General features: G+C 38.9%; 8 protein-coding genes and 1 pseudogene. 4 read left to right on the top strand and 5 right to left on the bottom strand.

Annotated features, from left to right (window positions below; all coding sequences use genetic code 11):
* From HJC33_RS15000 to HJC33_RS14980, 5 genes and pseudogenes are all read right to left on the bottom strand, one after another.
* A pseudogene (locus tag HJC33_RS15000) lies at nt 1-428 on the bottom strand (hypothetical protein); the annotation flags it as partial.
* A 24-nt stretch (nt 429-452) separates the two neighbouring features.
* Nucleotides 453-1058 carry a DUF7151 family protein gene (locus HJC33_RS14995; protein WP_171659627.1) on the bottom strand — a complete coding sequence of 202 codons (606 nt, stop codon included), beginning with the start codon at nt 1056-1058 and terminating at the stop codon, nt 453-455.
* Between the two features lie 153 nt (nt 1059-1211).
* A complete protein-coding gene (locus tag HJC33_RS14990; protein ID WP_171659626.1) occupies nt 1212-1808 on the bottom strand; it encodes a hypothetical protein in 597 nt (198 codons plus the stop codon).
* Nucleotides 1809-1940: 132 nt separating this feature from the next.
* Entirely contained in the window at nt 1941-2405 is a 465-nt protein-coding gene (locus HJC33_RS14985; RefSeq protein ID WP_171659625.1) for an SRPBCC family protein, read from the bottom strand.
* Nucleotides 2402-2764 carry an ArsR/SmtB family transcription factor gene (locus HJC33_RS14980; RefSeq protein WP_246245568.1) on the bottom strand — a complete coding sequence of 121 codons (363 nt, stop codon included), beginning with the start codon at nt 2762-2764 and terminating at the stop codon, nt 2402-2404. The genes HJC33_RS14985 and HJC33_RS14980 overlap by 4 nt, the downstream gene beginning before the upstream one ends.
* A 378-nt stretch (nt 2765-3142) precedes the next feature.
* Here HJC33_RS14980 and HJC33_RS14975 point away from each other — a divergent pair, with 378 nt between their 5' ends.
* From HJC33_RS14975 to HJC33_RS14960, 4 genes are all read left to right on the top strand, one after another.
* Nucleotides 3143-3547 (top strand): hypothetical protein, encoded by a 405-nt coding sequence (locus HJC33_RS14975; RefSeq protein ID WP_171659624.1) that lies wholly within the window; start codon nt 3143-3145, stop codon nt 3545-3547.
* 141 nt (nt 3548-3688) lie between these two features.
* Complete coding sequence (locus HJC33_RS14970) at nt 3689-4771, top strand: efflux RND transporter periplasmic adaptor subunit (RefSeq protein WP_171659623.1); 1083 nt, start codon at nt 3689-3691, stop codon at nt 4769-4771.
* Between the two features lie 24 nt (nt 4772-4795).
* Nucleotides 4796-8065 carry an efflux RND transporter permease subunit gene (locus HJC33_RS14965; RefSeq protein ID WP_171659622.1) on the top strand — a complete coding sequence of 1090 codons (3270 nt, stop codon included), beginning with the start codon at nt 4796-4798 and terminating at the stop codon, nt 8063-8065.
* Nucleotides 8055-9482 (top strand): TolC family protein, encoded by a 1428-nt coding sequence (locus tag HJC33_RS14960; RefSeq protein WP_246245567.1) that lies wholly within the window; start codon nt 8055-8057, stop codon nt 9480-9482. Before HJC33_RS14965 ends, HJC33_RS14960 begins: the two co-directional genes overlap by 11 nt.
* Nucleotides 9483-9567: the final 85 nt, after the last annotated feature.

The raw sequence follows: 9567 nt of genomic DNA, 5'->3' as shown, positions 1-9567 counted from the left end.
GTTCCAGCAACATCAAGGGTATAGTCGGGATTATTAGTTCCAATACCAACGTTGCCGGTATTGAAGAAGGCTTCTCCAGCATTTAGACTCCAGACAGGCCCTTCAATGGCAGAACCATTTAAAAATATACTAGTTGCATTGATAGAACCTGCAACGTCTAGATTAAAGGAAGGAGAGTTAGTTCCAATACCTACATTTCCACTGCTAAAGAATGTATTGTTCCCAGATACATTCCATGGTGAACTTTGAATGGCAGTTCCATTAACAAAAAGTTGTGTTGCATTTATTGTCCCAATGACATCTAAACTATATCCTGGTGTAAGTGTACCTATACCTACATTACCTGAAGCAGGAAAGGAATTTTGAGCCTTTGCTACTATAGATAGGAGTAGTGCAAAAACTATAAAGAGTGGGGTAACTTTTTTCATTCTAAATTTTCAATAGTTGATACATTATTCGTACTCTCGAAGTTCAAAAGAGAGGTTGCTAAAATCGTCTGCAAATGCGTTTATTCCATTTTGGAGTTCAAGACGTACCTCATTATCTCCGACGATTTCCCCTCGAACTCCAGTATGAGTAGTGGGTGTGGTGTAAAAAATAACTGTTTTTCCAATATCAATTGAACGATTCATTGCTCCAACATAGATTCCTTGCGATTCCCTTGTCCATACTATCGAAAGTTCCAAGGTGTTTTCTAAAACGGTGGTGGTTGGGTCTTCTGCTCTTGTTTGGTTTATGAGCGAAACATACGATAAATATGGTAATCCAGCTGGGTCACCATTACAAAGGTATTCAGAGGCATCAACTTCACCGGCGTCTAATTGACCATTATTATTAGTGTCTAAACCAACTTCAATTTTAAAACCACCATTGGAACAGTTTTCTCCAGGTTGTTCCACTAAAGTTGTAATTAAACTGTTTGCGCCATTGGTTCCATTAGCACCATCAGCACCATTGATCCCGTTAGTGCCATCTGCTCCATCTTCAGGGCTACAGGCTAAAAAAGAAATGAAAATGAAAACTAGGGTTCCAAAACTTATAGGAAAGTTCTTTGTCATAAAGTATAAGACTGGATTAGGTTCTTAAATGGTAAAGGTAGGAAAGTACACCTAAAAGAATTGAATCTCTGGTTAGAACGTATAAAAAAATGGATGAAATGCATACAAAACTAAAAGCTTCACTATTTAAATTAAACAAGGTTAGCAAATAAATTATTTCACCAAATCAAAAGATTTTGCAATACTTTCAAAAGTAGGGCCATGTGTATCTTTTTTGTTGGTCAATGTCCAAGACATGATCATGTATACCTTTTCGGTTCCTTCAATAAATGTCAAAAAGTAGGAGATATCCTCGTCTATACCATCTACAGTACCATCAATATCAACCATTTCAGCATCCATACCATTAATTTTTAGTGCAACGGGAGTACTTTCTTTTTCGATGTTCATACTCTCACTAAATAACTGTAGTTGCACATCTCTGTAGTTTTTAGCTACAGAAATATCCTCGTTATATTCTCCAAGATCTGTGAATGCCTCAATAAATTCTTCTTTTGATTCGTCTATAACAATGGTGTAGGTTTCCTTAAAAATGTTCTGATATTGCAAAGAAGCTTCTTCATTAAGACTAGTAGCCTTTTTCATGAACTTGGGAAGGCTAAGAAGGTATTCGTTGTTGATTTCAACTTGGTTAAAATCCTCCCCAACAACAACATTGGAAGTGGCTTCCTTCTTTTTTGTTTTAAAATCAATACAGGAAGTCGTAAATAATGATAGGGCAACGAGGATTACGGAAAAATAACTTTTCATAATTGATAAATTGGTGGTTTTTGATAAGTTAAACGGGCTAAAGTATCATATGTTGTCATCTAATTAATAAGAAATTATCCAAAATCTGGAATAATACAGGAAATATTTTTTTTAGTTAAAAAACGAGCAGATTCAACTTTTAGTTTTTTGAAGAAAATGTTGTAATCTGTCAAAAACAGAACCCCAACCATTATAGAATCCCATTTGTTCTTGTTGTCTGCAATATTCTTCGGTTTCGTGCACACAATGGAAGGTGAATTTTGTGGTGTTTCCATCAGCCTTGAATAAGGCATGGATCTCCACATTTTCTGTCATTGGCTTAAAGTTGGCAGTAGACACAATCTTTTGATGCTTCACAATTTCCAAATATTCCCCATCAGCGATAAATTCATTGCCATCGGGCATTTCCATAACATATTTCCATTTTCCTCCAGCAGAAAAGTTATGCTCCAAGACAGTTGTTTTCATGCCTTTGGGTCCCCACCATTTTATAATGTGTTCTGGTTGGGTCCATGCTTCCCAAACTAAATCCAAGGGAGCGTTGAATGTTCTTTCCAAGGTCAAGGTTCTATTTTTCAAATCATCGTCTCTGTTCATTGGTTTCTATTTTTTTGTAATTGGATTAGGTAATTTTCAAAGGAATCTAGCTTTTCTTCCCATAGATTTCGGTATTGATCTATCCATAGAAAGGCTGGAATCAAAGTTTTGGGTTGAATTTGGCAATATCTTTCTCGCCCTTTTTGATCAATGGAAACAATCCCACATTCTTCCAAAATCTTCAAGTGTTTTGAAATCGCTGGTCGACTTACATCAAATTTTTCTGCAACAGCATTGATGGTCAAAGTTTCCGAGGCCAATAGTTGTATAATATCACGACGAACAGGATCCGCTATGGCCTGAAAGACATCTCTACGCATTTTTAGTAACCGTTTGGTTACAAATATAAATGTAATCATTCGGTTACACAATTATTTGTACAAAAAAAAGGGAAGGAGGAAAGAAGTCCCTTCCTTGTCTACAAAAATTTTAATCTAAAGGCTTATTGGTGCTTATGGTAATTCTGTTCCAAGCATTTATGATTACAACTGCCCTATGATTGCTTAATCAAGCAGATTTTTTTTGTGTCACATTGGAAATTATTGAAAAATACAATCGTCTTATGCCCATTTCCCTCATATTTTGACAGATTTAGACAAAGAATTTTGTAATTAAATGATTTTTACGACTCATATGGAGTGATTTTAACAAAAATGTATCGGTTCAAAGCAATTTTAACCATTCTTAACAAAGACTATTTGTTGGAACTGATTCACTGGTCTAATTTTGCTCACTAGATGAAAAAACATTTGGTAAGATATTTCTTTTTCTTGTCCACCCTCATATTGGGAGGATTCATTAATCATCTAAATGCAGATACAGCTTATGGTATTGGCAATGCAAATGATTGTGAAGAAGTAACCCATTATATACTTGACCATGCCAATATAAGTTCCCCATTACATAGGTCTGAAAAGAATTTCTTCACTGAGATCACTGATGTTGAGGAGCAAGAGGAAAAAGATGAAAATGAATCATCTCGTACTACTTATACAAAGTGTCCCCACAATTTAATTTCCCATTTCAGCAACCCATTTTCAGGTGCTGAGTTTAGTGAATTTACAGGAGGTTCTGGTTATTTCAAGCAGTATCCAACAGCTTCTTTAAAGCTGCATATTCAATTTCAAGTATTTAGGATATAAAATTCACTAAAAGGTCCAAAAATCTTTTTTGACCTCTTTTCAACCTGTTGAACATAGTTTTCAACACTCTTTAGGTTGTCCAAATATAAACTGGACTTCCGCAAATTCATTTCAAAAACCAATTTTTAAACCCATAAAATTATGAGGAGTATTCCCATGCTCATAGGATTGTTTCTGTTGTTAAGTTATACCAGTTGCCAATCCAAAAAGCACGAAGAAAAACACGAAACCAAATATTTGGTAAGTAGCCCGATTAAAAAGGACACATCTATAACAAAGGATTATGTATGTCAAATTCATTCCATAAGACATATAGAACTTAGAGCCTTGGAAAAGGGGTATTTGCAACATATTTATGTTGATGAAGGTCAGCACGTACAAAAAGGACAGCGCATGTTCCATATCATGCCAAACGTGTATCAAGCAGAACTGCAAAAAGCTAAGGCTGAAGCAGAAGTAGCTGGCATAGAGTATAAAAACACAAAACTATTACAGGACAGCAATGTAGTTTCCCCGAATGAACTTGCAATGGCCAAGGCCGAGTATGAAAAGGCTAAAGCTGAAGTTGCATTGGCAGAGACCCATTTGGGTTTCACTACTATTAAAGCCCCTTTTGATGGCATAATGGACCATTTTCATGTTAGGGAAGGTAGCCTTTTGGATGAAGGAGAGTTACTTACCACACTTTCGGACAATAGCAAAATGTGGGTTTATTTCAACGTTCCTGAGGCAGAATATCTGGATTACATCACTAGTGCGGATAAGCATAGTAAACAAGAAGTCCAACTTTTAATGGCCAACAATAAGTTGTTCAAGCAGCAAGGTATTGTGGAAACCATTGAGGGTGAATTCAACAATGAAACCGGAAACATTGCCTTTAGGGCCACATTTTCTAACCCAGATGGTATTTTACGCCATGGAGAAACCGGTAGTATTTTGATGAGGGTACCGTTGGAAAAAGCTATGCTAATTCCTCAGAAAGCCACTTTTGAAGTATTGGACAAGAAATATGTTTTTGTAATCGATAAGGATGACAAAGTACAGCAACGCGAAATCATCGTAGGTGCCGAATTGCCCCATCTTTTTGTGGTTGAAAAAGGACTTTCGGAAAACGATAAAGTATTATTGGAAGGCATTCGGATGGTAAGAAGTGGTGAAAAAATCCATTACGAGTTCAAAAAACCTGATGCAGTCTTATCCAATCTTGAGCTATACTCAGAGTAGTGCAAACCCATAATCTTTACTAAGATGTTCAAAAAATTTATTCATAGGCCAGTATTGGCTATTGTCATCTCTGTGATTATCCTGTTTATAGGAGGGCTTGCCATAAAACAATTGCCCATATCACAGTTCCCCCAGATTGCACCAACAACTGTCAATATTTTTATTGCTTACCCAGGTTCCAGTGCGGATGTATTGGTAAAATCAACCTTGATTCCTTTAGAGACATCTATTAATGGGGTTCAAGGCATGCGTTATATCGCTTCTGATGCAACCAGTGCCGGTGAAGGTACACTACGTGTAATTTTCGAACCAGGGACAGACCCCAACCAAGCCGTGGTAAGAGTGAAGACCAGGGTGGACCAAGTTATGCCCTTATTGCCCGAATTGGTGCAACGTGAAGGTGTGATCATTACCCCGGTCCAGCCCAGTATGCTCATGTATGTCAATTTGTACAGTGATGCCAAGAACAATGATGAAAAGTTCCTGTACAATTATGCATATACCAAGATGATTCCAGAAATACAGCGAATCAATGGTATTGCAAGTGCCAAAATATTGGGGAGTAGAAAGTTTGCCATGCGGGTCTGGTTAAAACCTGACCGTATGCGGGCATATAATATTTCTGCTGAAGAGATTTTAGAGGCCATGGAAGACCAAAGTATTCTGGCTAGGCCAGGTCGTTTAGGTCGAAGCTCTGGTAAAAAGGCGCAATCCCTAGAGTACGTTTTGGTGTACCAAGACCGATACAATGAACCCGAGCAATATAAAGACATCATTATTAAGGCCAATGAAGAAGGGGAGATTCTAAAACTAGGGGATTTGGCCGATGTAGAACTGGGTAGTGAGTTCTTCGATATTTATTCCAATCTAGATGGAAAACCTTCCGCGTCCATTGTGTTGAAACAAACCTTTGGAAGTAATGGTAGCGATGTGATCAAGGCAGTTAAGGAAAAATTGACAGAGCTGGAAGCGGAAATGCCACCAGGGATTGACTATAAAATTAGTTATGATGTCTCCAATTTCCTGGATGCCTCTATTGAGCAGGTGATCCATACGCTCAGGGATGCCTTTATTCTTGTAGCCATAGTGGTATTTCTGTTTTTGGGAGACTGGCGTTCTACCTTAATACCAATAATTGCGGTGCCAGTATCACTTATTGGAGCCTTTTTCGTAATGCAAATGTTCGGGTTGTCCATCAACCTGATTACATTGTTTGCATTGGTGCTTGCCATAGGGGTTGTGGTCGATGATGCCATTGTGGTGGTTGAAGCGGTCCATGTGAAAATGGAAGAAGAAAATCTTACGCCCTACAAAGCTTCGTATCAAGTATTGGGAGAAATAGGAGGAGCTATTATTGCCATCACTTTGGTAATGACATCGGTGTTTATTCCTATTTCTTTTATGACAGGACCGGTTGGGGTTTTTTATCGGCAGTTTTCCATAACCATGGCCGGATCTATTGTGATTTCTGCTTTGGTAGCACTTACATTGACACCGGTGCTGTGTGCCATGATTTTAAAGAACACGCATGGAAAACCCAAAAGAAAATCTCCTATCAATCGATTTATGGATTGGTTCAACTCCAAGTTTGATAAACTAACGGGTCGATATGTAGGTGTCTTAACCAAAATAGTGGATCGTAGAATAGTCACTTTTGGAATATTGGGAATTTTCTGCGCCGGAATCTTCTTTACGAATAAAGTGCTTCCAGCTGGATTTATCCCAAATGAAGACCAAGGAATGATTTACGCGATTATTCAAACACCTCCTGGGGCAACTTTGGAGAGAACTAATGAAGTAGCTAGAAAACTTCAAGAAATATGTGAGGAAATGGAAGGAGTGGAATCTGTTTCCTCTTTGGCCGGATACGAGATTATGACGGAAGGTAGGGGTTCCAATGCAGGTACTTGTTTGATTAACCTAAAACCTTGGTCAGAACGGCACCATTCCGTTCATGAAATCATGGAAGAACTGGAAGAAGAATCCAAAGACCTAGGAGCTGTCATAGAATATTTTGAACCCCCTGCCGTACCTGGATTTGGTTCATCTGGTGGTTTTGCAATGCGATTGTTGGACAAGACCAATGGTACCGATTACCACGAGTTCGAACGCATCAACAATGAGTTTATGGATGCTTTGCGGAAGCGGGAAGAATTAACAGGCTTATTTACCTTCTTTGCAGCTAATTATCCGCAGTATGAGCTTAAAATCAATAATAAAGTTGCCATGCAGAAAGGTGTTTCTATAGGAAAGGCCATGGAAAACCTGAATATTTTGATTGGTAGCACCTATGAACAAGGTTTTATTCGTTTTGGACGTTTCTTCAAGGTGTACACCCAAGCAGCCCCAGAATATCGGGGAATGCCTTCAGATTTGGAGAAATTGTTTGTGAAGAATGAAGAAGGTGAAATGGTACCTTACTCAGCCTTCATGACAATGGAGAAAAAACTGGGCCCCAACGAGATTACCCGATATAATTTGTACAATTCCGCAGCCATCAGAGGTCTCCCTGCCAAAGGCTATACCAGTGGAGATGCCATTAAAGCAATTCAAGAGGTGGCTGAACAAACGTTGCCCAGAGGTTATGATATTGCTTGGGAAGGATTGTCATTTGATGAAGCCAGACGTGGTAACGAATCACTCTACATTTTTGTTGTGGTATTGATTTTTGTCTATCTGGTTCTTGCCGCCCAATATGAAAGTTTCTTATTGCCACTAACCGTGATTCTGTCCCTACCGGTGGGTATATTCGGTTCTTTTTTCCTATTGAAATTGATGGGATTGGCCAATGATGTGTATGCGCAAATTGGGATGATCATGTTGGTGGGACTATTAGGAAAGAATGCGGTACTTATCGTAGAGTTTGCAGTACAAAAGCACCGACAGGGCGCAACCATATTTGACGCTGCAATTGAAGGTGCAAAAATGCGTTTCAGGCCTATTTTGATGACCTCTTTTGCTTTTATTGCTGGATTGATTCCTTTGGTGATAGCTACCGGAGCAGGAGCAATTGGAAACAAAACGATTGGAGGTTCTGCCATGGGTGGGATGCTCATCGGAACAACTTTCGGGGTGCTTATCATACCTGGATTGTACTACATCTTTGCTAGGATGGCAGAAGGGAAAACCCTCATCAAAGATGAGCATGACGAGCCTATTTCAGAAGAATTTATGCGAACCAGTGAAAACGAAAGTAGAATACGAACTAGACTTCGTGAAATAAATCAACTTTTGAAAAAAATGACCGCAAGAAATGGAAATAACAAGAAAAATGGGAATCAAGATGAAGCATAGTAAATTATATCTGGTAATTGCCCTTTTGGCAATGGCAGTACAGTCTTGTGTTCCCACTCGAGAGATAAGGGATGAAGACAAGACCCTTCCAGAACAATATCAGAACCAAGCATCAGATACCATAAATACAGGTATCGTGCAATGGAAGGAGTTTTTTAAAGACCCTAATCTTATTGTTTTGATCGATACTGCTTTGGAGCACAACCAAGAGTTGAACATTATGCTGCAACAAGTGGATATTGCCAAAAATGGCATTCAGGCCAAAAAAGGAGAGTATCTGCCCTTTATAAATCTTCAGGCTGGGGCCGAAGTTGAAAAAGTAGGCGAGTACACCCGTAATGGTAGTGTAGAAAAGAACCTCGACATCAAAGAAGGAGAAGAGTTTCCAGAACCTTTGACCGATTATAGTATTGGTGCTTTTGCCACTTGGGAATTAGATGTTTGGAAAAAGCTTCGGAATGAGAAAAAAGCAGCTGTTTTTGAATATTTATCAAGCATTGAGGGCAAAAACTTCATGGTGACCCAACTTGTTTCAGAAATTTCCGATTCGTATTATGAATTATTGGCGTTGGACAACCAACTTTCCATCATAGATCAGAATTTGGAAATCCAACAAAATGCCTTACAAATGGTAAAGCTTCAGAAGCAAGCCGCTAGGGCAACGGAATTGGCTGTGCAACGTTTTCAAGCTGAGGTATTGAAAAACCAAAGTCATAAGTATGAAATTCAACAAGAAATTGTAGAAACTGAAAACAAGATCAATTTTTTGTTGGGTAGGACACCGCAACATATCCAAAGACAATCTGATAGTTTTATAGCAACGCCTATTGACACCATTTATGCGGGGATACCTTCACAATTGTTGCAAAATAGACCAGACATACGGCAAGCCGAATATGAATTGGCTGCTGCCAAATTGGATACCAAAGCGGCCAAAGCCAATTTCTATCCGCAGTTCACCATAAAAGCTGGTGCTGGACTTCAAGCGTTTAAGTCAAAATATTTGACTACCACACCTGAATCCGTATTGTATTCGGCAGTAGGGGATATGGTAGCTCCGTTGATCAATAGGAATGCGATTAAGGCTGAATATAAAAATGCCACGGATAGACAGTTGCAAGCTGTTTTTGAATATGAAAAGGCAATTTTGAACGCTTATGTTGAGGTGGCCAATCAATTGTCCAATATAGACAACCTGAAAATGAGCTATGCGTTGAAGGAGGGGCAGGTTGAGGCTTTGACAGAATCCATAGAACTTTCCACTAAGCTTTTTCGCTCTGCAAGGGTTGAATACATTGAAGTGTTGTTGGCACAGCGTGAGGCCTTGGAATCAAAAATGGAACTGGTGGAGACCAAAAAGGATCAATTACTAGCGCAAGTTACCATGTATAGAGCACTTGGTGGTGGCTGGAATTAAAATCCCCCAATTGATGCCGAAACCTACTTTTTAGGGCTATCGGTTTTCTCAAAAGTGAAGGCCCATTTAACTGTGCAAATGGGCC

The sequence above is a fragment of the Flagellimonas amphidinii genome, assembly GCF_013090115.1.
GTDB classification, from domain to species: domain Bacteria; phylum Bacteroidota; class Bacteroidia; order Flavobacteriales; family Flavobacteriaceae; genus Flagellimonas; species Flagellimonas amphidinii.
This window is presented reverse-complemented; position numbering and strand designations above follow the sequence as displayed.